At 73.3% G+C, this 22,210-nt stretch carries 22 protein-coding genes; 5 read left to right on the top strand and 17 right to left on the bottom strand.

The window, feature by feature from the left end; all coding sequences use genetic code 11:
* Positions 1-78 precede the first annotated feature (78 nt).
* On the top strand, positions 79-1,029 hold the full coding sequence (locus G6553_RS08160) for a class II glutamine amidotransferase (protein ID WP_166190884.1): 951 nt from the start codon (positions 79-81) through the stop codon (positions 1,027-1,029).
* Positions 1,030-1,169: 140 nt separating this feature from the next.
* Here the strand turns inward: G6553_RS08160 and G6553_RS08155 are convergent, their stop codons facing one another.
* The 12 genes from G6553_RS08155 to fadD1 form a co-directional block, all read right to left on the bottom strand.
* Positions 1,170-1,715 carry a hypothetical protein gene (locus G6553_RS08155; protein ID WP_166190882.1) on the bottom strand — a complete coding sequence of 182 codons (546 nt, stop codon included), beginning with the start codon at positions 1,713-1,715 and terminating at the stop codon, positions 1,170-1,172.
* Between the two features lie 131 nt (positions 1,716-1,846).
* Positions 1,847-2,281 carry a carboxymuconolactone decarboxylase family protein gene (locus tag G6553_RS08150; protein WP_347565587.1) on the bottom strand — a complete coding sequence of 145 codons (435 nt, stop codon included), beginning with the start codon at positions 2,279-2,281 and terminating at the stop codon, positions 1,847-1,849.
* Entirely contained in the window at positions 2,278-3,123 is an 846-nt protein-coding gene (locus tag G6553_RS08145; RefSeq protein ID WP_166190880.1) for an NAD(P)-dependent oxidoreductase, read from the bottom strand. Before G6553_RS08145 ends, G6553_RS08150 begins: the two co-directional genes overlap by 4 nt.
* On the bottom strand, positions 3,120-3,851 hold the full coding sequence (locus tag G6553_RS08140; RefSeq protein ID WP_166190878.1) for an SDR family oxidoreductase: 732 nt from the start codon (positions 3,849-3,851) through the stop codon (positions 3,120-3,122). The genes G6553_RS08145 and G6553_RS08140 overlap by 4 nt, the downstream gene beginning before the upstream one ends.
* A gap of 106 nt (positions 3,852-3,957) precedes the next feature.
* On the bottom strand, positions 3,958-5,424 hold the full coding sequence (locus tag G6553_RS08135; RefSeq protein WP_166190876.1) for an aldehyde dehydrogenase: 1,467 nt from the start codon (positions 5,422-5,424) through the stop codon (positions 3,958-3,960).
* A complete protein-coding gene (locus G6553_RS08130) occupies positions 5,421-6,053 on the bottom strand; it encodes a nuclear transport factor 2 family protein (protein ID WP_166190874.1) in 633 nt (210 codons plus the stop codon). The genes G6553_RS08135 and G6553_RS08130 overlap by 4 nt, the downstream gene beginning before the upstream one ends.
* Positions 6,050-6,280, bottom strand: coding sequence for a ferredoxin (locus G6553_RS08125; RefSeq protein WP_207619503.1), 231 nt, complete (start codon positions 6,278-6,280; stop codon positions 6,050-6,052). Before G6553_RS08125 ends, G6553_RS08130 begins: the two co-directional genes overlap by 4 nt.
* Positions 6,277-7,665: a cytochrome P450 gene (locus tag G6553_RS08120; protein ID WP_166190872.1), complete on the bottom strand. Its 1,389-nt coding sequence runs from the start codon at positions 7,663-7,665 to the stop codon at positions 6,277-6,279. The genes G6553_RS08125 and G6553_RS08120 overlap by 4 nt, the downstream gene beginning before the upstream one ends.
* The gene (locus G6553_RS08115) at positions 7,662-8,447 is read right to left on the bottom strand and encodes an SDR family oxidoreductase (protein ID WP_166190870.1); all 786 of its coding nucleotides are present in this window, start codon (positions 8,445-8,447) and stop codon (positions 7,662-7,664) included. Before G6553_RS08115 ends, G6553_RS08120 begins: the two co-directional genes overlap by 4 nt.
* A gap of 7 nt (positions 8,448-8,454) precedes the next feature.
* The gene (locus tag G6553_RS08110) at positions 8,455-9,720 is read right to left on the bottom strand and encodes a cytochrome P450 (protein ID WP_347565586.1); all 1,266 of its coding nucleotides are present in this window, start codon (positions 9,718-9,720) and stop codon (positions 8,455-8,457) included.
* A complete protein-coding gene (locus G6553_RS08105) occupies positions 9,717-10,295 on the bottom strand; it encodes a TetR/AcrR family transcriptional regulator (protein WP_166190868.1) in 579 nt (192 codons plus the stop codon). The genes G6553_RS08110 and G6553_RS08105 overlap by 4 nt, the downstream gene beginning before the upstream one ends.
* Positions 10,296-10,518: 223 nt before the next feature.
* Complete coding sequence (fadD1, locus tag G6553_RS08100) at positions 10,519-12,123, bottom strand: fatty-acid--CoA ligase FadD1 (RefSeq protein WP_166190866.1); 1,605 nt, start codon at positions 12,121-12,123, stop codon at positions 10,519-10,521.
* Between the two features lie 194 nt (positions 12,124-12,317).
* Between fadD1 and G6553_RS08095 the strand changes: the two genes are divergently transcribed.
* Both G6553_RS08095 and G6553_RS08090 read left to right on the top strand, forming a co-directional pair.
* Entirely contained in the window at positions 12,318-13,610 is a 1,293-nt protein-coding gene (locus tag G6553_RS08095; protein WP_166190864.1) for a hypothetical protein, read from the top strand.
* Entirely contained in the window at positions 13,607-14,263 is a 657-nt protein-coding gene (locus G6553_RS08090; protein WP_166190862.1) for a PaaI family thioesterase, read from the top strand. The genes G6553_RS08095 and G6553_RS08090 overlap by 4 nt, the downstream gene beginning before the upstream one ends.
* A gap of 3 nt (positions 14,264-14,266) precedes the next feature.
* Here the strand turns inward: G6553_RS08090 and G6553_RS08085 are convergent, their stop codons facing one another.
* From G6553_RS08085 to G6553_RS08070, 4 genes are all read right to left on the bottom strand, one after another.
* Entirely contained in the window at positions 14,267-15,631 is a 1,365-nt protein-coding gene (locus G6553_RS08085; RefSeq protein WP_166190860.1) for an alpha/beta hydrolase domain-containing protein, read from the bottom strand.
* A gap of 17 nt (positions 15,632-15,648) precedes the next feature.
* Positions 15,649-16,287, bottom strand: a complete 639-nt coding sequence (locus tag G6553_RS08080; protein WP_166190858.1) for a 3-oxoacid CoA-transferase subunit B — start codon at positions 16,285-16,287, stop codon at positions 15,649-15,651.
* Complete coding sequence (locus tag G6553_RS08075; RefSeq protein WP_166190856.1) at positions 16,284-17,069, bottom strand: CoA transferase subunit A; 786 nt, start codon at positions 17,067-17,069, stop codon at positions 16,284-16,286. Before G6553_RS08075 ends, G6553_RS08080 begins: the two co-directional genes overlap by 4 nt.
* Before the next feature lie 100 nt (positions 17,070-17,169).
* Complete coding sequence (locus G6553_RS08070; protein WP_166190854.1) at positions 17,170-17,460, bottom strand: hypothetical protein; 291 nt, start codon at positions 17,458-17,460, stop codon at positions 17,170-17,172.
* An 82-nt stretch (positions 17,461-17,542) separates the two neighbouring features.
* Here G6553_RS08070 and G6553_RS08065 point away from each other — a divergent pair, with 82 nt between their 5' ends.
* Positions 17,543-18,610: a hypothetical protein gene (locus G6553_RS08065; RefSeq protein ID WP_166190852.1), complete on the top strand. Its 1,068-nt coding sequence runs from the start codon at positions 17,543-17,545 to the stop codon at positions 18,608-18,610.
* Positions 18,611-18,801: 191 nt separating this feature from the next.
* On the opposite strand, the gene G6553_RS08060 is transcribed toward G6553_RS08065, so the two are convergent.
* Positions 18,802-21,639, bottom strand: coding sequence for a crotonase/enoyl-CoA hydratase family protein (locus G6553_RS08060; protein WP_166190850.1), 2,838 nt, complete (start codon positions 21,637-21,639; stop codon positions 18,802-18,804).
* Positions 21,640-21,804: 165 nt separating this feature from the next.
* Here G6553_RS08060 and G6553_RS08055 point away from each other — a divergent pair, with 165 nt between their 5' ends.
* Positions 21,805-22,200: a VOC family protein gene (locus tag G6553_RS08055; RefSeq protein WP_166190848.1), complete on the top strand. Its 396-nt coding sequence runs from the start codon at positions 21,805-21,807 to the stop codon at positions 22,198-22,200.
* Positions 22,201-22,210 lie beyond the last annotated feature (10 nt).

Raw genomic sequence — 22,210 nt, 5'->3', positions numbered from 1 at the left:
CCCCTTCCCGACCTGCCCGTAGGGTGGCGACGCTCGCGGACGCAGTCGCGTCCCGTTCCCCGGCAGCGAAGGACCCGTATGTGCCGAGTGCTCGCCTACATCGGGCCCGAGACCCCGCTCGAGAGCCTGCTGCTCACGCCGTCGAACAGCCTGGTGAACCAGGCGCTCGACCCTGAGCACTACCCGGACCTCCAGCTGGCGGGCTGGGGTTTCGGCGCCTGGAGCGAGCACCTGCTCAAGCCGGAGGATCCCCTCATCTACCGCCGGCCCATGCCTGCGTTCTACGACGACAACGCCGACCACATCATCCCGAGCCTCCAGGCGAGCACGATGCTCGCCCACGTGCGCGCAGCCCTCTACAACTCGACGACCGTCATGGTCGACGAGAACTGCCACCCCTTCTCCTTCGACGAGACTCCCTGGATCGTCGCCCAGAACGGCGACATGCCGAACTGGATGCTCCTGCAGCGGGAGCTGCTGCAGCACTGCCAGGACAGGTACCTGAAGCAGATGCGGGGCTCGACGGACACAGAGTTCCTCTACGTGCTCCTGCTCTCCCTCCTCGACGGCGACAGCGACGAGGACGTCCAACGCGCGGTCGAGCACATGGTCGGAGTCATCGCGCAAGCGATGAAGGACCTCGACCTCCCGGCCCTGACCAAGCTGAAGATGGCCCTGGTCTCGCCGAACCGGATCGTCGGGATCAACGTCGGCCTCGGGCACCAGGGCGAGGCGAACCCGGTCGGTGACTGGAAGGAGCTACGAGAGTCCGGCCCGGGCACGGACGACTTCGCCCTCTCGATGCTCCTGGAGCCGATGTACCTGCTGATCGGTCGCCACGTCCCTAGCGACGACACGTCCTACGACTTCGTGGCCTGCGACGAGGACGAGGCGTCGGCCGCCATCTTCGCTTCCGAGGCCCTGACCGAGGACAGCGACGGCTGGTCGCACGTCGAGTTCGGGGAGATCGTGTTCCTGGAGAACAAGGACGGGCGGATCACCAAGTCCGTCAACAGGTTGGTGGTGTAGGGGCTCGGGAGTCGCGGCCCGATCCAGATGGACGAGGCCGCTGCTCGAGTCGCACTGGGGCGCCGACACCTCCTGGCGCACCAACGGCGGAGCGACGTAGTTGCCGGTCGACGCTGAGGGCGGTGCTGGGCCGGCGACCGTCAGCGCACCCGCAGCTCCGCAACCGGGCGGTACGCCGCCTCAGCGGCGAGCTCTTCGAGCGGCGAGCCCGCGCCGGCGATGACGACGGCGACCCGGGCATCGCGCGCGGCGGCGTCGACGCCGAGCTCGACCAGCTCCTGGGCCGAGGTGGCCTTGCCGATGACCGCGATCGGGCCGCCGGGGTCGTGGAAGGGCGGGGCCGGGGCGAGGGAGTAGCCCGGCCTCGGGGCGGCGAGGTTCGCGGCGACCGCGAGGGTGACGGGCAGGTCGCGGACCCACCAGCGGCCGGTGACGGCGAGGCCGGCGGCGTCGGTCGCGGCGATCCGCACCTCGTCGGCGACCGGGGTGAAGACGCGCACCTCCCCCGCGTCGGCCGGCACGCTGGTCAGCAGCCGGGCGAGCGCATCGGGGTCGTCGCCGGCGGACTCCAGGTGGTCGACGACGACGCCGGCGCCGCGGCGTACGCCCAGGAGCACCGCGTCGTCGGTGCCGAGGCAGACGGCGTCGGGCGCGGCGAGCATCCGCTCTGCCATCGCCCGGAGCACCGCGGACGCCTGCTCGGCAGGTCGCCACAACCGCGGCGCCCAAGCGGCCGTGCGGGTGAGGCGACGCTCGAGGAGCGCGACGACCCGGTCCAGGTCGGCGAGGGTGAGCGGACGGACGGCGGTCGCAGTGCTCAGGACTGCTCCCCCGCCTGCTCGGCCCGGTCGGCCGCGCGCGCGGCTCGACGGGCTGCCTTCGCGATGGTGTCCTCGACGATCGAGTTGAGGCGGGCCCCGTTGGGCCAGCCGGCGTAGTGGCTCACGAACACCACGATCTCACGCAGCGCCTCGTCGTCGAGCTCCCCGTTGGCGTGGGCGGCGGGCACCTGGATGCCGAGCACGTCCGCGGCGCCCTGGCCGGCGAGCATGCCGATGAGCAGCAGCCGCCGGTCACGGTCGGAGAGGCCGGGGCGGGTCCAGATGTCGGCGAAGAGGTGGTCGGCGGTGTAGCGGAAGAAGTCGCCGTCGCCGTCGGACATCTCGAAGCCGTAGACCTCCTCCATCTTCTCCAGCCCACGGCGGCGGGTCTCGGGGAGGTGGTCGAACTTGGCGGTGCGGTCCTCGTTCACAGTCCCAGTCCCTTCCTCAGTCGCTGCTCCGCGAGCCGCGCGAGCGGCACCTCGACGCCGAGCTCGTCGGCCAGCGCGACCGCGAACCCGAGGTCCTTCTCCCCCAGCGCCACGACGTGGGAGAACACCCCGTGCCAGAAGTCGTCCGGCGCGATCGGCGCAGCGGTCTCGCGGTGCATGATCGCGCCCGGCCCGCCAGTGATCGCGTCGGTGTGGCGCACGACGTCGCCGAGCGCCTTGAGGTCGAGCCCGGCGGCCTCGGCGAGCCGCTGCGCCTCGGTGGCGGCGGTGAACGACACGAAGTGCATGAGGTTGCGCGCCAGCTTGAAGCGCGTGCCCGACCCGACCGGGCCGGTGTGCACGACCTTGGTGCCCATCGCCTCCAGCGCCGGCCGGGCCGCCGCGAACGCCTCGTCCTCCCCGCCGACCAGGATTGCCAGCGTGCCGTCGGCCGCGCCCATGGGGCCGCCGCTGACCGGCGCGTCGAGGAGCCGTACGCCGGAGCGCGCGGCGAGGTCGGCCAGCTCACTGGGGGTGCCGGGCGCAACGGTGGAGTGCACGACGAACACCATCCCTTCGCGGGCGGTGGTCAGCGCCTCGTCGAGCACGGCTCGCACCTGGTCGTCGTCGCGCACCATCACGCACAGCACGTCGACCGCGGCAGCGACCTCCGCCACCGACCCGCCGACCTTCGCCCCCGCCGCCTCGAGCTCGGCCAGCGGCCCCGTCGCGACGTCGTACACGTGGACGTCGAGGGCCTCCCCGGCCGCGAGCCGGAGCGCCATCGGCTTGCCGATGCTGCCGAGCCCGACGAACCCGACCTGTGTCGTCGAGGTGGTCACGGGCGGAAGGTCTGGCCGCCGTCGACGGCCAGGATCTGGCCGGTCACCCACGAGGCCTCGTCGGAGAGCAGGAAGACGCAGGCGCCGACCATGTCCTCGGGCTGGCCCATCCGCTTGATCGCCAGCGACTTCACCAGCTCCTTGGACGCCCCGCCCGCCTGGGTGCGGGTCGCCTCGGTGTCGGTGGGGCCCGGCGCGATCGCGTTGACCCGGATGCCCATGCCGCCCAGCTCGTGGGCGAGCTGCTGGGTGAGGCCGTTGACGCCGACCTTGGCCAGTCCGTAGAAGCCCGAGTAGAGGTAGGCCGCCGTCGAGCTCTGGTTGACGATCGCGCCCCCACCGCGCTTCTGCATCTCCGGGTAGACCGCGCGGGTCATCACCAGCGCGCCGTCCATGTTCACGCTCATGAACGTGCGGTAGTAGTCCCAGTCGACGCTGATCAGCAGGTCGAACTGCATGTCCCCGTAGATGGCCGCGTTGTTGACCAACCCGTCGATGCCGCCGTACCGCTCGAACGTCGCGGTCACAAGCGCCGCCGCGTCCTCGTGGGAGGAGACGTCGGTGCGCACGAAGAGGCCGCCGACGTCCGCGGCGACCTTCTCGCCGGCTTCGGCGTTGAGGTCGGCCACGACGACCGACGCGCCCTCGGCGGCCAGCGCCCGGGCGTACGCCTCGCCGATGCCCTGCGCCGCGCCGGTCACGACGACGACCTTGTCCTGGAGTCTCATGGTGGTCCTTCTTCGTAGGTCTTGGGGTTTCGAGACGGTTGCTGCGCAACCTCCTCAACCAGCCGGTGCGTTGCTGCGCAACCTCCCCAACCAGCCGGAAGGGCATTCACGCGGGGAAGGCGAGGGTCTTGGTCTCGAGGTACTCCTCGAAGCCGGCGACGCCCATCTCCCGGCCAAGCCCGGACTGCTTGTAGCCGCCGAACGGCACGTCGGGGCTGAACCACACCCCGCCGTTGACCGCGAGCGTGCCGGTGCGGATCCGGTCGGCGACGGCCTTCGCGCGCTCGAGCGAGCCGGAGTCGACCGACCCGGAGAGCCCGTACGCCGAGTCGTTGGCGATCCGGACGGCGTCGTCGTCCCCGTCGTGCGGCAGGACCACCAGCACCGGTCCGAAGACCTCTTCCTGGGCGAGCCGCGAGGAGCTGTCGAGGCCCGCGACGACGGTCGGCGCGACCCAGTAGCCGGGCCGGTCGTCGAGGACGTGGCCGCCGGTGGCGAACGTGCCGCCCTCCTCCTCGGCCAGCCGCAGGTAGGCCTCGACGCGGTTGCGCTGGACCTGCGAGATGACCGGCCCGCAGATCGCGCTCGGGTCGGCCGGGTCCTTGATGCCGATCGACTCCATCGTCGCCGCCGCGACCTGCACCGCCTCGTCGTACTTCTCACGCGGCACCACCAGCCGGGTGGTGATCGCGCAGCCCTGCCCGGCGTGGATGCACGCCGCGAACGCCGTGGCGCCGGCGACCGAGGCCACGTCGGCGTCGTCGAGCGCGATCGCCGCGGACTTGCCGCCGAGCTCGAGGAAGACCTTCTTCAGCGTCGGCGCTGCCGCCGCCATGATCGCCCGTCCGGTGGCGGTGGAGCCGGTGAAGGACACCATGTCGATGCGCGGGTCGCTGGCGAGCACGGAGGCGACCTCGTTGCTGCGCGGGGTGACGACGTTGAGCACGCCGGCGGGGATGTCGGTGCGCTCGGCGACCAGCCGTCCCAGCTCGGCCGCGACCCACGGGGTGTCCGGGGCGGGCTTCAGCACGACCGTGCAGCCGGCGGCCAGGGCGGGACCGATCTTGGCGAGGTTGATCTGGGTCGGCACGTTCCACGGGCTGATCGCGGCGACGACGCCGACCGGCTCGCGCCGCACCGTCCGTCGCGACGCGATGCCCATCGGCTTCGCGACACCGAGGTCGGTCTCGAACTCGTAGTCCTCCAGCAGGTCGGTGACCCACCGCAGCCCGTCGACGGGGACGTCGAAGCCGGCCGCGCCCATCATGAAGCCCGGCATGCCGACCTCGGCCGTCGTCAGCGCCTTGACCGCCTCGGCCTCCTCGAGCAGCGCGGCGTGCAGTTGGCGCAGACAGCGCACGCGCAGCGCCACGTCGGTGGACCACGCGCTCTCGTCGAACGCCCGCCGCGCCGCCGCGATCGCCGCCTCGACGTCCGCGGCGGTCCCGTCCGGGGCGTGGCCGATGACCTCGCCGGTGGCGGGGTTGAGGATGGGGTACGTCGTCCCGTCGCTCGCCGGGACCAGCTTGCCGTCGACCAGCTGCTGGGCGGGCGGGCTCGCCAGCCCGCTCATGCCGTCGGCCCGGGCCGCACGTGCAGGCCGGCCTCGACCGGCGGCGGCCAGACCGGCGAGGGGATGTCGGCGAGGTGGTAGTGCCCGGGGACGCCGTGGCCGGAGACCTTCATCCGCGCCAGGAGCGTGTCGGGCGCCTTCCCGGACTTGAGGATCTCCATGAACGTGTGCGCCGTCGAGGGCATGTCGAACCAGTCGCGCTGCCAGGCGATCTTCAGCTGCCCGTCGTCCGCGCCGCCGGTCTGCCGCTCGATGCCGAACCACGAGCCGCCGATGCCGAGGATCTCGTACTCCTTGCCGGTGGCGTCGTCGACGATCCCCGATCGCTGCTTCCAGAAGCCGACGACCATGCCGTTCTTCTCATCCATGACGGTCGCGACGTAGTCGTAGTGCCAGCCGTCGAAGCCGTCCATCTCGATGCCGATGGCCCAGTCGCGGATCTGGTCGCGACCGACGGCCATGAAGTGCTCGTCGACGGAGTACATCCAGCCGTAGCTGGCGTCCTCGGCGTACTCCTCGGCGAGCACGCGCCAGTCGCCCTGGCGCTCGGCCTCGCGGTTGACGGCCAGCCAGCCGTCCCAGAAGGCCTCGAGCTCGGCGCGGGTCAGGTCGGTGGTGGTCCCGGTCATGGTCGGTCCTCTTCCTCGGTGGCCCCGTCCTCGATGGTCAGCGCGAAGGCGGGGCAGTACTTCACGGCCTGGGTGACGTCGGCGCGGCGCGCCTCGTCGGGGTGCTTCTCGAGCACGACGACGACGTCGGCGTCCTCGTCGAAGCCGAAGACGTCCGGCGCCTCGCCCTGGCAGAGCTGGTGCCCCTGGCAGAGGTCGAGGTCGGCGACGACGCGCATCCCGCTCATCGGCCGGGCCGGCGGCGGTAGCGCACGCGGCAGGGCTGCTCGAGCTGGATCACCATCTTGGTGAAGTCGTCGCGGTAGGAGTCCAGGGGCTGCGCCGCCTCGAACTCGAAGTCGCGCAGGACGACGGAGAAGATCGCCTTCATCTGCATCATCGCGAAGGCGTTGCCGACGCAGCGGTGCCGACCGGCGCCGAACGGGATCCAGGTCCAGCGGTTCTGCAGGTCCTCCTGGCGCGGGTCGAGGTAGCGGCCCGGGTCGAAGGCGTCCGCCTTCGGGAAGTCCTCCTCGATCCGGTTCGAGACCCGCGGCGAGGAGGCGACGACGGTGCCGGCGGGGATCGTGCGGCCCAGCAGCTCGAAGTCCTCCTGGGCCAGCCGCATCAGGATGACCAGCGGCGGGTGCAGCCGCAGCGTCTCCTTGAGCGCCGACTCCAGCACCGGGATCGACCGCAGGGCCTGGAAGGACACCTCCGAGCCATCGCTGTAGAGGTCGTCGAGCTCGGCCACCACCTGCGCCATCACGTCGGGGTGGCGCAGCAGCTCGATCATCGCCCAGGACGCGGTGCCGCTGCTGGTGTGGTGACCGGCGAACATCATCGAGATGAAGATGCCGGTCACGTAGTCGGCCGACATCTCCAGCGAGATCAGCACGTCGAGCAGGTCGCGCTCCTCGCGCGGCACCGGCCCGCGCTCGACGCGGCGGTCGATGATCCCCTGCACGAGGGCGACGAGCCCCTCGCGGGCGGCGTCGCGACGGCGGAAGGAGTCGATGTCGGCGTACGCGTCGACGTACGCGATCGCGTCGGTGCCGTGCTCGAGCTCGTGGTAGAGCTGCGCGAACCGGACGTCGAGCTCCTCGCGGAACGGCTTGCCGATCAGGCACGCGGAGGTGGTGTAGATCGTGAGCTCGGCGAAGAAGTCGAGCAGGTCGATCTCGCCCTCGTCGCCCCAGTCGGCGACCATCCGACGGATCTCGGCCTCGATGGTCTGCGCGTGGCCGCGCATCATGTCGCCGCGCAGCGCCTGGTTCTTCAGCATCTGCTGCCGCTCCTCCGGGCTGGCGTCGAAGACGACGCCCTGGCCGAAGATCGGGGTCATGAAGGGGTACGCCGCCGCCTGGTCGAGCGTGCTGTCCGGGGCACGGAAGAACGCCTCGTTCGCCTCCGCGCCGGTGACCAGCACGACGTCCTTGTCGGCGAGCCGGAAGCGGCCGATGTCGCCGCACTCCTCGCGGACCCGGTGGAACAGGCCGATCGGGTCGACCCGCATCTCGGGCAGGTGGCCGGTGCCGCGGATGATCTCCGGCACCTCGGGGCTCTGGTCGTCGAGGACCGTCGAGACCTCCGGGACGTCGGCCAGCAGGTCCTGCGGCGTGGTGGTGCTCATGACGGTTCCTCCACTGGTGCTTCGGGGTTGACGTCCACCGGGCTGATGTGGACGCCGCGGGGGGCGCTGACGACAGTGGTGATCGCGTCGGCGATCGCGCGCGCCTTGAGGAAGTGCGGGTGGCGGGCCAGCCCGAAGCGGACCCACTGGTCGAGCACGAAGGCGGCCTCGTCGGCGTCCCAGTCCCCGCCCATCTCGCTCCAGGTGGGCCCGGGCCGGACGACCGAAGCGCGGACGCCGGTGCCCTCGAGCTCCATCTGGAGCGACTCGACGAGCCCCTCGAGGCCGGACTTGCCGGCGCTGTAGGCCGACATGAACGGCCGGGCCCGCAGCGCGACGTCGGAGGAGACGAAGAGGATGTCGCCGCGGCGCCGCTCGACCATGCCGGGCACGAAGGTGTGGAGCAACCGGTAGGGGCCGACGAGGTTGACGTCGAGCTCGCGACCGAACCGCTCGGTCCCGACCTTGAGCAGCCGGCCGGGACCGACCAGGCCGGCGTTGCTGATGACCACCTCGACGTCGCCGAGGTCGGCCTGCACCTTGGCCGCGAAGTCGGCGACCGACTCGTCGGACGAGACGTCCAGCGGGTGGGCGACGGCCTCGCCGCCGTCGGCGCGGATGGCTGCGGCAAGCTCCTCGCACCGGTCGGTACGCCGCGCGCCCAGCGCGACCGGGAAGCCCGACCCGGCCAGGGCCCGGGCCGTCTCGGCGCCGATGCCGGACGACGCGCCGGCGACGACGGCCGGGCGGCGCTCGGGCTGGGCGTACTTGCTCGCGCTCATCGCGTCCTCACCTCAACCGGATGCGGGTCGGGAGCGAGGCGAAGCCGCGCACGCTCGTGGAGTGGACGCGCACCGCGGCGTCGTGGTCGACCTCGAGCCCGCCGGCGGTGCGCACGAGGTGGTCCAGCACGACCCGGGCCTCGAGCCGGGCGAGGTTGGCGCCCAGGCAGAAGTGCCGGCCGCCCCCGAAGCTGAGGATCTGCGAGAGCTCCGCCTTGTCGCGGTGCAGGTCGAAGACCGTCGGCTCGGTGAAGACCCGCTCGTCGCGGTTGGCCGAGCCGAGCAGGAGCAGCAGCTTGGACCCGGCCGGCGCCACGGTGCCGTGGAGCTCGAGGTCGCGCTTGAGGTGGCGGGCCACCATCTGGCTGGAGGTGTCGTGGCGCAGCGTCTCCTCGATCCACGGCACGACCAGCCCGTCCGACCCCGGCCCGGCGCTCAGCACGTCGTCGAGCTGGGCCGGGTTCGCGGTGAGGTGGAACAGCGCGTTGCCGAGCAGCTTGGTCGTCGTCTCGTTGCCGGCGACCACCATGAGGAAGAGGAACGCGATGATCTCGTCGTCACCGAGCCGGTCGCCGTCAGCGCTGCCGTCGTCGATCCGGGCCTCGAGCAGCGCGCTGGTGAGGTCCTCGCTCGGCGCGCGTCGGCGCTCGGCGAGCATCTCGGCGTAGTAGCCGACCAGCGTCAGCGCCGCCTCCATGCCGGCCGGCGGGACGTCGTGGACGCCCTCCTCGCGGTGAACCACCAGGTCGGCCAGGCGGCGTACCTCGTCGCGGTCGGCCGGCGGCACACCCATCATCTCGGAGATGACGTCCATGGGGAGCTTGCCGGCGAACGCGGTGATCCAGTCCAGCTCGACCTCGTCGCCGCCGGCGGCCCCGTCGAGCGCGAGCCCGAGGTAGTGCTCGGTGAGCGCCTGCACCCGCGGCTCGAGCTCGCGGACCCGGCGCGGGGTGAACGCCCGGGAGACCAGCGAGCGCAGCCGCGACTGGTGCGGCGCGTCCATCGCGAGGAACGACATGACCTTGTGGGCGTGCGGGCCCCAGGCGCTCCTGTCGAGCGAGACACCCATCGCGTTGGAGAACGTCTCGTCGTCCCGCACCGCGGCTGCTACGTCGGCGTGGCGGCTGAGCGCCCAGAAGTCGTGCTCGGCGTTGTGGTGGAGCGGGGACTCGGCGCGGAGCCGGGCGTACGTCGGGTAGGGGTCCTCGTGGAAGGCGTAGTCGTAGGGGTCGAGGACCAGCGGCGCGGCCGCGGGGTCTGCAGTCGTGGTCACGCGTGGCCCTCCAGGATCGCGGCGACCACGGCGTCGAGCCGCTCGCCCATGTCGGTGTAGGTCATGACGCCCATGCCTGCCTGCAGCAGCGCCCCGGAGAACGCCAGCACCAGCGCCTCCAGCACGGCCGGGTCCGCCTGCTCCCCCAGCGCCCGGGCGAACCGGTCCAGGAACTCCCCGCCGATCCGCAGCCGCAGCCGCGCCACGTCGGCGTCGGAGCTGAGCAGCGCCGGGGTCACCGCGGCCGCCAGCGCCGGGCTGGCCGCCAGCCGCTCGGCCATCCGACGGGTGACGTCCTGGACGCGGGCGACCGCGTCCGCGCCCTGCGGGTCGTGGTCGGCGTCCTCGGCGAGGTAGCGCCAGAACAGCTCGGCGAAGAGGTGGTTCTTGGAGGCGAAGTAGGTGTACGCCGTCGCCGGCGACACCCCCGCCCGGCTCGCCACCGACCGGATCGTCAGCGCCCCGTGCCCGACCTCGTCCAGCTCCTCGAGGCCTGCGGCGAAGAGCCGCTCGACGGTCTCCGCGCGCTTGGACCCGAGCCCCTGGCGAGGACTGGTGGACACCTGACTGGACACATGTCCAATCTAGAACGTGTTCTCGGCGCAGTGCAACCAGTTCTGGACAACTCCCCACCCGTTGGTCGAGCAGGCGAGCGACGCGAGCGACCGCTGGTTGAGCAGGCGAGCGCCGGCGAGCCGTGTCGAAACCCGGCGACTTCGGGCAGGGCCCTGCGCCCCCCACCGGGCTTCGACACGCTCAGGCCGCCAGAGGGCCTTCGCTGCTCAGCCAGCGGAGGGGTCAGGCGGGGACAGCCGCGCCGGCGGGGGCGTAGGAGCGGCCGCGCTCCTCGCGGACCCAGAGCTCGCCGTTGCCGGCGGTGGGGCCCTGGGCGATGAGCTCGCGCTTGACGACCTTGTTGGTGGCGGTGGCGGGGAGGTCCGGTGCGATGCGGACGTAGCGCGGCCAGGCCTTCGGGGACAGGTCGGGCTGGTCGGCGAGGAACGCCTCGAGCTCGGCCGGCGAGAGCGTGGCGTCGTCCTGGAGCACGATCGCGGCCATGACCTGGTCGCCGACGTTGCCGTCGGGGACGGCGTACACGGCGACCCGGTTGAGCTGCGGGAGGCGCAGGAGGATCCGCTCGATGGGGGCGGCGGCGAGGTTCTCCCCGTCGACACGCATCCAGTCGGCGGTGCGACCGGCAAGGTAGATCCAGCCGTCGGCGTCGCGGTAGGCGAGGTCGCCGGACCAGTACATCCCGTGGCGCATCCGCTCCTCGTTGGCGCCCTGGTCGTTGTAGTAGCCCTGGAAGTAGCCGGCGCCCTGGGTGTTGACCAGCTCGCCGACGGCCCGGTCGGCGTTGACCAGCGCGCCGTGCTCGTCGAACTGCGCGACCTCGCACTCGGTGACGGTCTCGTGGTCGTAGATGCCGACATCGGGCATGCCCTTGCCGATCGAGCCCGGAGGCGTGCCGGGCTCGCGCAGGATGATGACCGCCAGCTCGGTCGAGCCGAAGCCGTCCATCACGTCGCACCCGAACCGCGTCGAGAACTCCTCGATGTCGCGGTCGCTGGCCTCGTTGCCGAACGCCACGCGCAGCGTGTTGTCGGCGTCGTCGGGCCGCTCGGGCGTGGCCAGCACGTAGGCGAGCGGCTTGCCGACGTAATTCATGTACGTCACGCCGTGGCGCCGCACGTCGTCGAGGAACCGCGAGGCGGAGAACTTCGCCGGCACCATCGTCGCGCCCGCGCCGAGGGCCGGCGCCCAGCCCGCGACGACCGCGTTGGAGTGGAAGAGCGGCATCGAGAGGTAGCAGACGTCCTCGGAGGTCAGCGAGAACCGGTCCACGAGGTTCATGCCGGAGAAGAGCACCATCAGGTGCGCGACCTGCACGGCCTTCGGGTCGCCGCTGGTGCCGGAGGTGAAGATCATCATGAACGTGTCCATGGCCTCGACCTCGCGGAGCGGGACCAGCGGCCCGGCGCCCGCGACGAGCGCGGCGTGCTCGTCCGAGCCGATCTCCACGACGCGCACGCCGCCGAGGTCCCGATCGGGGTCGAGCCCGTCGAGCAGCGGGCGGTGCTCGACGTCGGTGAGCAGCACCTGGGCGTCGCACCGCCGTACGTCGGAGGCGAGGCCCGCCCCGCGCCGGGTGGTGTTGATGCCGCAGAGGACGTAGCCGCCCAGCGCCGCGGCCGCCATCGACCGGAGCATGTCGGGGGTGTTGCCGAGCAGCACGGCGACGTGCACGGGCCGGTGGGTGTCGACGAGGCCGAGCAGCGCGGACGCCTCCGCCGAGGCCTCGGCGACGTGCTCGCGCCAGGTCCAGGTCCGGTCGCCGTACCGGATCGCGACCCCGTCGTCCTCGGCCCGCTCCCGCACCAGCTGCTGCACGTTCTCCGCCATGCCCCTGCCTCCCCTTGACCCGGTCGTTGGTCGAGGCCCGGGGTGTGACTCGGGTCACTCGACACGCGTCAAGATGTCGGCACATCGGCGCCGCGTCAACCGGTTCGGGCACATCCGCCGGACTTCTCACCCAGGAACCACCACCCTGGGTCAACGGTGTTGACACCCCCGCGGCCAGGGCCGACGATGCCCGCATGACCAGCCGGTACGCCGATCTCTCGCGCGCCCAGGTCGCCGCCCTCGTCCCCGAGCTGCTGCTCATCGGTCAGCTGATCGACCGGTCCGGGATGGCGTGGTGCATCTCGGCGTTCGGCCGCGAGGAGATGGCGCAGATCGCGATCGAGGAGTGGGCGGCGGCCTCGCCGATCTACACCCGACGGATGCAGCACGCCCTCGGGTACGCCGGTCCGCCCGACGCGGGCGACGTCGTGACGATCTTCAAGGGGCTCCAGCTCGACATCGGCGCTCCCCCGCAGTTCATGGACTTCCGCTACACCGTGCACGACCGCTGGACCGGGAAGTTCCACCTCGACCACTGCGGCGCCCTCATGGACGTCGAGCCGATGGGTCCCGACTACGTCCGGTCGATGTGCCACACCATCGAGGACCCCACCTTCGACGCCACCGCCGTCGCGACCAACCCGCGGGCGCAGGTGCGGCCGATCCACCGCCCGCCGCGGCTGCCCGCCGACCGCACGCCGCACTGCGCGTGGACGGTGCGGATCGACCCGGCGCACCCCCCGGTCAGCGGCATCCCGGCCCTCGCGGTCAACGAGCGCTCCCGCGCCGCGACGCTCGCGCTCGACCCGATCGACCCGCTCGACGAGGGCGCCGCCGACTACGCCGGACCGCTGGTCGACGACCTCGACTTCGCCGCGTTCAGCCACTCCGCGCTGGTGCGGATCGCCGACGAGGTCTGCCTGCAGATGCACCTGCTCAACCTGGCGTTCCTGCTGGCGCTGCGCGCCCGCACCGGCGACGACGAGGCCGGGCGCACGCAGGCCCGCACGATCGCCACCAAGCAGCTCACCGGCATCGCCGGTGTCGCCGCCGACCGGATCCGCCGGGCGCTCGACCTGCCCGCGGACGCGGCCGGGGCGGTCGAGGTGCTGCGGCTGCACCCCCTCCTCAACCCCGCGGCGTACGTCGCCGCGTCGGTCGACCGCGGGGCCTGCTCGATCGACGTCGGCCCGTCGGCGGCGCACGAGGACGGCGCTTGGATCACCCTCGTGGGGCCCGGGGCGACCGGGCCGCTGCAGGCCGCGGTCCGGGGGGTCAGCGCGTACCTCGACGTGGACGTCACCGGCTCGGCCGACGCCTGGACCGCGACGCTCCGCACCCTCGACGAGCCGGCGAAGGAGCCGGACGAGGTCGCGGTGACCCGGATCAGCACGGGCGCGTCGTTCGCGTTCGAGCCGCGCCGTTCCCTGCCGATCTTCCCCGTCACCCAGCCCGTCACCCAGCGCGGAGCGGCGGCCCCGGCATGAGCGCGCCCGCGGGCACGCCGTCGACGGGCTACGCCTCCATCTTCGTCCAGGACGACGTCAGCACCGCCGAGGTGGACCGCCTCGAGGCGGTGCACGCCCCCCTGGCCGACAGCGTCCGCGCGCTGGTCGAGGCGACGATCCAGACGTGCGTCGACGAGGACGAGGTCCGCGCGGTCCGCGCCGAGGTCGACGCGCTCGTCGCGCGGCTGCGCGCCCGCCGCACCGAGGGCCCCGCGGGGGTCCACTACAACGCCCAGGGCCGCACCTGGAGCTGGGGCAACGCGGTGGTCGGCGAGCGCAACGCGATCGCGCCGCCGCTGCGGGTCGTGCGCGACCCCGACGGCCTGGTGCACGCCGACGTGGTGCTGGGCGTGCAGTACGAGGGCCCGCCCGGCATGGTCCACGGCGGCGTCGGCGCGCTGCTGCTCGACCACGTGATGGGGGTCGCCGCGAGCGCGCGGAAGCGGGTGACGTTCACCGGCACGCTGACGATGCGCTACGTCCGTGCCACCCCGCTCGGGCCGGTCCGCGTCGAGGCCCGGATCGACCGCGAGGAGGGCCGCAAGGTCTTCGTCGTCGCCACGCTCGCCGACCCCCACGGCGTGACCGTCGAGGCGGAGGGCGTCTTCATCGTGCCGAGCTGGGCGGTCTGAGGCTCACACGCCGCCCAGGGCCGCGGCGACCTCGTCCACCCGCGCCTCCGCGAGCAGCTCGGCCCGGTCCTCGGGCAGCACGAAGCCTGCTGCGATCGCCGCGTCGGTGGCCCGCTCGTACGCCGCGAGGTACGCCGACAGCTCCGGGTACGCCGCCGCGACCCGCTCCGCCGCGAGCGGCACCGTGCTGCCGAACAGCTCGCAGATCACCGGCGCGCCGGGCTCGGTGTCGCCCGACAGCACCTCGACGGCCACGTCGACCGCGGGCGTGCGGACCCCGCCGCGGGCGTTGCCGAGGTCGTCGGTCGCGAACCGTCCGTCGACCACCTCGAGCCGCTCGGCGGTCGGCGCAGCCGTCCCGCCCCGCGCCCACGTCTCGAGGTGCCGCAGCGCCGCGCGCACGACGTACGCCTGCTGGCCGCGGTTCACCGCCCGCGGGCAGGAGAGGTAGTCCTCGAAGTCGCCGATCTGGAACTTGTCGGCGTGCGCCGTCCCGGCCACCTCCCAGAGCCGCACCCGCTCGGCGTCGGGCTGGCGGGCCGGCAGGTAGGCGAGCCGTCCGGTCAGGTCGGTCTCGGTCTGCACCATGACGACCGGGACGGCCAGGTCGTCGCGGATCCGCGTCGGCGGGTCGTTGCGGAAGACGCCGATGTCGACGGCGGCCCCCGGTTCGCCCAGCGGCATCGCGGCGCCGCCGCGGGAGTGGACGAGGAAGCCGTCGAAGCGACCCGTGAGCGGCTGGACGCCGTTGGCGTAGGTGGTCAGGGCATACGCCGACTGCGACTCCCCGATCGCCAGCAGGCAGGTCGTCGCGCCGAGGCCGCCGGCGAGGTGGTCGACCAGCGCGCCGGCGACCTCGCCGAAGATCCCGTAGGAGCAGGCGTCGCCCGGGTGGTGCAGCGCGGCGTACCGCTCCAGCCCCCGCAGCCCCGCGCTCGGCCCGCCGAGCCCGACCGCGGAGACGCCGCCCATGACGCCGACGTGCTGCGCGGAGACGCCGGCCCAGGCGTGCCCGCCGCGGACGACCTCCTCGGCCAGGTAGGTCCAGTCCGGTGCCGCGTCGGTGCCGGAGCTGACGTTGAGCCACTCGACGACGAGCGTGCCGGAGTACGCCGCCGGGTCGACCGGCGCGCGCAGCAGGACGCGGGTCGCGAAGTCGGCGCGGTCCCGCTCGACGAGCGACCAGCGCCCGTCCTGCGGCAGCCCGGCGGCGTCCGCGGCGTACGACGGCGCCGTCCCGGCCGCGACCAGCTCGGTCTCGGCGTACCCCGCCGCGGGCAGGTCCGGTCCCGGCCGGGCGGCGAGCAGGCCGTGCTCGCCCGCTGGGAGGGGCGTCAGCGTGGTGGTGGTCCTGGGGCGTGTCGGCATGCGCCGATCCTGCCGCGTCAGCGCAGCGGCGGCTCGGTCTTCTCGCGGACCTCGTCCTCGGTGACGCCCGGGGCGAGCTCGACCAGCCGCAGGCCCCCGCCCTCGGCGGCAGGCACGACGTCGATGACGGCGAGGTCGGTGATGATCCGCTGGACCACGCCGCGGCCGGTGTAGGGCAGCGAGCACTCCTCGACGATCTTGTAGGACCCGTCGCGGGCGACGTGCTCCATCAGCACGATCACCTTCTTCGCGCCGTGGACCAGGTCCATCGCGCCGCCCATGCCCTTGACCATCTTCCCGGGGATCATCCAGTTCGCGATGTCGCCGGCCGCGCTGACCTGCATCGCACCGAGGATCGCGGCGTCGACCTTCCCGCCGCGGATCATCCCGAAGCTGGTCGCGGAGTCGAAGAAGCTCGCCCCGCGCCGCACCGTCACGGTCTCCTTGCCGGCGTTGACCAGGTCGGGGCTCTCCTCGCCCTCGACCGGGTAGGCGCCCACGCCGAGGATGCCGTTCTCGCTCTGCAGCACCAGCTCCACGTCGTCGGCGACGTAGTTAGGCACCAGCGTCGGCAACCCGATGCCCAGGTTGACGTAGGACCCGTCGGTCAGCTCGCTCGCGGCCCGCGCGGCCATCTCCTCGCGGCTCCAGCTCATGCCTGCGCCTCCTGGCGTGCTCGCACGGTCCGCTTCTCGATCCGCTTGTCGGCGGCCTGCTCGGGGGTCAGCGCGACCACGCGCTGCACGAACACCCCCGGCGTGTGGACGTGGTTGGGGTCGATCTCCCCGGGCTCCACCAGCTCCTCGACCTCCGCGATCGTGGTCCGCCCGCACATCGCGGCGAGCGGGTTGAAGTTCCGCGCCGCGTCCTTGTAGACGAGGTTGCCGTGCCGGTCCCCCTTCCAGGCCCGCACCAGCCCGAAGTCCGCGACGATCGCGTGCTCCAGCACGAACTCCTTCGACCCCTCGGCGGTCTCGAAGACCTGCGTCTGCTTCGGCGGCGACGCCTTCACCACGTTGCCCTCGGCGTCGTAGCGCCACGGCAGCCCGCCGTCGGCCACCTGCGTCCCGACCCCGGTCGCGGTGAAGAACGCCGGGATCCCGCTGCCGCCCGCGCGCATCCGCTCCGCGAGCGTGCCCTGCGGGGTCAGCTCGACCTCGAGCTCACCGGCGAGGTACTGCCGGGCGAACTCCCGGTTCTCCCCGACGTACGACGCCACCATCCGCCGCAGCCGCCCGGCCGCGAGCAGGCGGCCCAGGCCCCAGTCGTCGACGCCGGCGTTGTTCGACACCGCCTCCAGCTCGTCGACCCCGGCCTCCAGCAACGCCTCGATCAGCACCGACGGGATCCCGCACAACCCGAACCCGCCGACCGCCACCGTCGACCCGCTCGCGATGTCGGCCACCGCCTCGGCGGCCGACGCCATCACCTTGTCCATCCGCCGATCCAAGCACGACCCCCGCCGCCGAGTCGCCACTCCCGGCGCGCCGAGTCGCCACTCCCGGCGCGCCGAGTCGGCAGCTCCGGCGGGCCGAGCGTCAGGGGCGACCGCAGGGCCGGTCGGAGCCGGCCAGGGCGAGGACCCGCCCGACGTGCGTGGGGAGCAGGTCGACGGGGGCGGCCATGCCGGGCAGGCCGGCGTTCGGCCGGGTGAACCACCCGGTGATCGCGTCGAGGTCGTAGCCCTGGTGGGCGAGCACCTCCGCGACCGCCTCCACGTCGTCGCGCGGCGCACCCGCCTCGTCGTACCAGAAGGCGGGCCGGTCGCGCCGGTCCTCGCGGGCGAGCGTGCGCAGCCGGACCGGGCCGGCCTGGGTTCCCGAGGTCATGGTCCCACCGTGCCTCGATCGCGGTGTGACCATGCTCACCCCGCCGGGTGACGGGTGGGACGGGGCGGGTACCCGTGGGGGCATGCCCGCACTCGACCTCTGGCGTCGCGCGCGAGCGGCGTCGTGGGCCCACCCGCGGTGGCTGCTCGCGCTCAAGACCGCGACCGCGGCGGGGCTCGCCTGGCTGCTCGTCCAACCGCTCGGTGGCCCGCTCGGCGACTACCCGTACTACGCGCCGATGGGTGCCGCGGCCGCGATGTCGACGAGCGTGATCGGCTCGGCGCGGACCTCCGCGCAGGCCGTCGCGGCGATCGCGCTCGGCGCCGCGCTGGCGACCGGCGCCGGACTGCTGGACGTGCCGGGCTGGCTCGCGCTGGCCCTCACGATCGCCGTGGCGACCATGCTGGCCGGGCTGCGACCGCTGGGCGCGATGGGCGGCTGGGTGCTGGTCGCGGCACTGTTCGTGCTCGTCATCGGCGGGCACGACCCGGAGGCGTACGTCGCGGCGTACGTCGGCCTGACCGCCTTCGGCGCCGTCGTCGCCATCGTGGTCAACGCGCTGGTGCCCCAGCTGCCGCTCACCCCGGTCACCCGCGCGCAGGCCCGCCTGCGGCACCGCCTGGCCGACGAGCTCGACGCGCTCGGGGACGGGCTGCTCGCCGACGAGCTGCTGGACGAGTCGGCCTGGGAGCGGCAGCGCCTCCGGATCGAGCCGCACGTCAGCCAGCTGCGCGCGCTCGTGGCCGAGGCGAACGACGCCCGCCGGGGCAACTGGCGCGCCGGCCACTGGTCGGAGACCGCGGACCGTCGCTACGCGCAGGCCCGCGCGCTCGAGCGCCTCGCCGGCTGCGTGGACGAGGTCTCGGCGCTCGTCTCGGACCAGCGCTCCGCCGTGCACGCCGACGACGAGTCGGCCCAGGAGCTGCGCGAGACGATCGCGCGGGCGATGCGGGCCGTGGGCACGATGCTCCGCAGCGCCGAGGAGGACCCGGTCGAGGAGGACGCAGCCGCGGTCCCCACCGCCGACGCCGAGCGGGCCGTCGAGGAGCTCGGCGTGCTCGTCTGGCGGCTCGCCTCCGCCGACGACAAGCACCTGCCCGCCGCCGCCGTCTGGGTCAACCTCGAGCGCGCCGTCGAGGCGTGGTCCTGACCGGCTGGTGCTGCCTCGGCTGGCACCGTCCGGGCGCCCGGGCGGGCTTGTAACGGACTGTTCCCCACTGTGTAGGCACGCTGCAACGTGCCTACAGAGCGGCGAACTGTCCGTTTCAAGCCGGACACCGGCCCGCCAGCCAGCCGCCAGCAAGCGCGTGGCGTCGGGCGGAGAAGTGGGACGAGGTGGTGTCAGCGGCCCTTCCAGACCGGCTCGCGGTGCTCGGCGAAGGCGGCGATCCCCTCGGCGGCGTCCTCGGACATGACGGCCACCCCGGCGAGGTCGCTCTGCTTCGCGAACGCCTCGTCGGGCGCCCAGGACGGCGACTCGAGCACGATCCGGCGGCTGGCGGCGACCGAGAGCGGCGCGTTCGCGACGATCTCGTCGGCCAGTGCGAGCGCGGCGTCGAGCACCGTCCCCGGCTCGGCGAGCCGGTTGACCAGCCCGAGCTCGGCCATCCGGGTGGCGGGCATCGGGTTGCCGGTGAGCGCGAGCTCCATGGCGACGTTGCGCGGCAGTCGCTCGGTCAGCCGCAGCACGCCGCCGGCGGCCGCGACGAGGCCGCGCTTGGGCTCCGGGATGCCGAACTGCGAGCCGGTCGAGGCGACGACCAGGTCGGCGACCAGCGCGAGCTCGCAGCCGCCGGCGAGCGCGTGGCCCTCGACCGCGGCGATGACCGGCTTGCTGATCGGCAGCGCCGCGATGCCGAGCGGCCCGCGCTTGTCCGTCAGCGCGAACGACCCCGCGGCGGCCGCCTTGAGGTCCATCCCCGCCGAGAACGTCCCGCCCGCGCCGGTCAGCACGGCCACCCGCGCGGTCTCGTCGGCCTCGAAGGCGTCGATGACCCGCTCGAGCAGCTGCGCCGTGCGCAGGTCGATCGCGTTGCGCCGCTCGGGCCGGTTGATCGTGATGACCAGCACCGGCCCCCGCCGCTCGGTCAGCACCGGCGGCACCGGCGGTTCGGGCAGCTCCTGCCGCTCGCTGCCGGTGAACCGCAACGTCTTGGCGTCGGACACCTCGACCGGCAGGTGCAGCGGGTCGCCGCCGACGACCTGCTCGAGCACCTCCGGCTGCGCCGACCGCACCAGCACCCGCTCCCCGGAGGGCGTGAGCACGGAGAGGATCGCGTGCTCGGGCGCGCCGGTGCGGTCGTACTGCGCGGTCGCGGCCTCCACCACGCCCGGCCCGCTCCACGTGTCGAGGGCCGGGCGCGAGCGCTCGGGCAGCAGCACCGGCGCGAGGGCGCGGTACGGCGAGCGCGGCGGGGTCGCCGAGTAGATCCCCAGCGCGTGCTTGGTGACGAACCAGCCGAGGGACGTCGACAGCCCGTAGGACTCCGGGTCCTCGCGCAGCCGGCCGACCAGCGTCGCGACGGCGTGCGTGCCGTAGTTGTTGCCCGGCCCACCCGCGAAGGTCAGCCCGCCGGTCACCGAGAGCGGTCGCTCCGCGTCGTCGAGCGGGAAGCCGAGCTCGTCCGCGGCGATCTGCACCGCGGCCGGGAAGCAGGAGTACAGGTCGACGTGGCGCACGTCGTCGGGGCCGATCCCGGCGTGCGCGAACGCCGCCTCGCCGACCGCCCGGATCGCCGGCGACGCGGCGAGGTCGCGGCGCTCGGAGACGAACCACTCGTCGTACGCCGCCGCGCCGGCGTGCAGGAAGACCCACTTGTCCTGGGGGATGCCGAGCGCCTCCGCGGCCGCGACGCTGGCGACCACCACACCGGCGGCGAGGTCGACGGTCAGGTTCGCGCACAGCAGCTTCGGGTAGGGCTCGCTGATCATCCGGTTGCCGCCGTCGGGCGTGGCGAGCTCCTCGGGCGTGAACGCCTGCGGCAGCCACGCGTGCTGGTTGCCAGCGGCGACCTCGGAGAAGCGCGACCACAGGCCGGTGATCGTGCGCAGGTGCTCCTCGGGCGTCTCGCCGGCCTTGGCGCGCACCGCGGACTCCATCAGCGCGTACGTGTAGACCGGCACGGTCAGCCCGGCCGCGGACTCCGGCCCGTTGTTGGCCTCGCGGTCGCTGCCGATGACCCGGTCGGGGGCGACGTCGGCCGGCTGGGACGGCCAGTCGAGGTCGATCCCCTGCTTCTGCGCGGCGGCGAGCGTCGCGCCGGCCTCCGCGCCGCAGACCAGCACGACGTCGGCGCGGCCGCCGGCGACCGCCTGGCCGGCGGTGTTGATCAGCACCTGGCCGGCGTCGCCGCCGTACGGCGCCGACATCGCGGTCTCGTCCGGCCGGGCGCCGAGCGCCTCGGCGACGAGTGCAGCGGCGTCACGGTAGGTCCACGAGGCGCTCGCGACGGCGTACACCGCGTCGGCCTCCGCGAGCAGGCGCGCGCCGGCGCCGCTGTCCTCGCCGGCGCGGCGCAGCGCCTCGACGGCGAGCGCGACCGGGTCCTTCGGGGCGCCGAGGTCGGGCTCGCGCTGGGCGACCTGGCCGACGCCGACGAGCACGGGCGTGCGCGGGTCGAGGCGGGCGCCGGTGCGCTCGTGGACGACGGTACGACGGGGGAACCGCCCGCCCGCGGAGACGGCCGGGTCCGCGGCGAGCTCGGCCGCGAGCACGGCGAACCTCGTCGCCGACTCGGTCAGCGCCTCCTCGACGCTGGCGGCGACGGTCGCGCCGAGCGGGCCCGCGACGGGGTCACCGCCGATGCCGGCCTCGACCGCGACGCGGACCGAGCCGCTCTCGGCGTCACCGCTGCCGGTGACGCTGATCCGCAGGCCGAGCGAGAGGTCCATCGGGCCGGTGCCGTCGAGCGCCACCAGGCCGTCCTCCGCCTCGACGACCGTCCACGCGATGTCGGCCGGGATGCCCATGAGCGAGACCTGCTCCTCGAACGTGTCCCCCACGCTCGCGACCTCCGGCGGCGAGCCGCGGAAGGAGGAGTGCATCGTGACCCACGCGGCGTACCGCGCGAGGTCGGCGACCAGGCCCTGCGCCAGCGCGAGCGGCGCGGCGACGTCGGCGCCGGCGCGGACCACGCGGGGGTAGCCCGCGAGCTGGGTGGGCAGGTCGGACTCGCTCATGCACTCTCCAAGACGCTCTCGCTGACCCTCCGACGACGTCAGAAAAAGTCAGGCGTGACTGTTTGTTCCTGAGCGTAGCGGAGGACGGCGGGCCGCGCAGCGATGAGTCCGCGACCTCGCCCCGGTCTGCACGGCCAGCCACTCCCCGAGCCCCAGGAGCCCCTCATGAGCCGCATGGTCTTCCCGAACCTGCCCGTCGCCGACGTCGAGCGCGCCCGCGCCTTCTGGTCGGCGCTCGGCTTCACGTTCAACGAGCAGTTCAGCGACGGCAAGGCCTGCTGCCTGGTCCTCAACGACCTGTGCCACGTGATGCTGCTGCAGGAGGAGTTCTTCCACTCCTTCCACGCCACGACGTCGGCCGGCGCCGGCACCGAGGTGCTCATCTGCCTCTCCGCCGAGAGCCGCGAGGAGGTCGACGAGCTGTGCACGCGTGCCGCGGCCGCCGGCGCGACCGACACCGACGAGCGCACCGGCGAGGGTCCGATGTACGGCGGGTCCTTCCGCGACCTCGACGGGCACCTCTGGGAGGTCATGCACATGGACCTGAGCGCGATGGGCTGAGCCCGGCGTC

It is taken from the genome of Nocardioides sp. IC4_145, from assembly GCF_011250565.1.
Taxonomy (GTDB): Bacteria; Actinomycetota; Actinomycetes; order Propionibacteriales; family Nocardioidaceae; genus Nocardioides.
Note: the sequence above shows the minus strand (reverse complement) of the source record. Positions and strands in the feature narration are given on the sequence as shown.